The organism is Streptomyces katrae (assembly GCF_000717655.1).
GTDB classification, from domain to species: domain Bacteria; phylum Actinomycetota; class Actinomycetes; order Streptomycetales; family Streptomycetaceae; genus Streptomyces; species Streptomyces katrae_B.
The window spans coordinates 1-1,475 of sequence record NZ_JNZY01000094.1 but is presented as its reverse complement, the minus strand read 5'-3'; the positions used below and the strand labels follow the sequence as shown (position 1 = coordinate 1,475).

At 69.6% G+C, this 1,475-nt stretch carries 1 protein-coding gene; it reads right to left on the bottom strand.

The annotated features are described in order from the left end of the window. Positions 1-11: 11 nt before the first annotated feature. Positions 12-1,334, bottom strand: coding sequence for a transposase (locus IF09_RS0139520; RefSeq protein ID WP_030304406.1), 1,323 nt, complete (start codon positions 1,332-1,334; stop codon positions 12-14). Positions 1,335-1,475: the final 141 nt, after the last annotated feature.

Sequence of the window (1,475 nt, the reverse complement as noted above, 5' to 3'; positions counted from 1 at the left end):
TAGCTTGATCTTTAACCTGTGCGGCGTGGGCGAGGGGGCATCGACTTCTTCGTTTTCGGTTTCGTGGTGCCGGGTTTGCGGACTGTGTGCACGTCGTGTCGTGGGGTGGGATGGCTGTTCTTGCGCCCTGGTGGCCTGCCGGGGCCGGGGCGGGAGGGTTTCGGTGCGCCGGCCGGGCAGCTCGTCTTCGGGCGGATGTGGCGGAAGTCCCGGCGGACGCGGGCGGGCGTGAGGCGTTCGTCGGGTGCAGGTTTCTCCCATGGCCGGCGGAGGTCGGCTGCCAGCGGTCGGGCGAGACGGAGTTGGGTGTAGGCGGCCAGGATCAGCCAGGTCCACCGGTCCGCCGCCTCGGGGGTGCGGATCTTCGGGCAGGTCCAGCCGAGGGTCTGCTTGAACAGGCGGAAGGTGTGCTCGATGTCGAAGCGTCGCAGGTAGGCCTGCCACAGGCGGTCGACGTCCGTGTGGTCTGCGTCGGTGCCGGACCACCACAGCCAGACCGGCTTCGGGGTGGCTCCGCTGGGCAGGTGGTCGATGTCCAGGCGGATCACCGCTCCCTCGACGATCGGGAGGGTGCCGTCGGCCGCCGCCCAGGAAGAGCGGTGGGTGAGTTTGGGGTGGAGTCGGTCCCACGAGCGTGCTCGGGCGGTGCCGTAGAGGCGGGTGTCGGTGACGGTGTGGGTGTCCGGGGTGCCCCAGGTGTCAGGCTGCCCGAACACGAACTCGCCGCCGTGCCGGGGCGGACGGCCCATGGTGTGAGGCTGCCGCTGGGGTGCGGGCCGACGCAGGACCCGGTCCGACCGCATCCGGGCCAGGACCTGGACCGGAAGGTCCCGCAGGAGGTGGGCCAGGCGTGGTGCGTCGTATCCGGCGTCCGCGATGACGAGGACTTCCGGGTCACCGGTCTGCCACTGACCTGCGGTGATCAGCCGCTCGATCAGCTCGCGCAGCTGCCGGGCGGTGACGGTGGCCGTGTCGTCTCCGGGTGCCAGACGCAGCGCGTCCAGCGGGGCGGTCCACGAGCTGCGGCCCGGCTCCAGCGCGCAGACGATCGAGTACGGCCGCGGCAGCGGCAGCGAGGCCAGGGCCTGGCGCATCCGGTCCGTGTCGACCCGGCCCTTGGCGACAGCGGCGTAGAGCCCTCCGTGACCGCGGCGGTGTTCGCCCACCAGCGACAGCTCGGCCAGTGATCGCACCGGTCCGTCGCCGCACAGAACCGCGTCGGCCAGCTCGAACAGCGCATCCGAACGAGCGGTGAGACAGGAGTAGAACTCGCCTCGGAAGCGTGACAGTTCCGCCAGCGGCTCCCGCCGGGCATCACGATGCAGCAAACTCATCCTCACGGCCTTCGCGCTGGATGTGAGTGTTTCCTTGGTCGGAGCACATGATCCAGACGAAGGCCGTTTCCGCGTACGGCGGTTACCGAACCGAGTGATCAAGTACGAGGCACCGTTCGACCTCGGACGTTAAAGATCAAG

Coding starts and splice junctions, on each gene's coding strand:
- IF09_RS0139520 (WP_030304406.1), bottom strand. CDS start 1,334: ATGAGTTTGCTGCATCGTGATGCCCGGCGGGAGCCGCTGGCGGAACTG.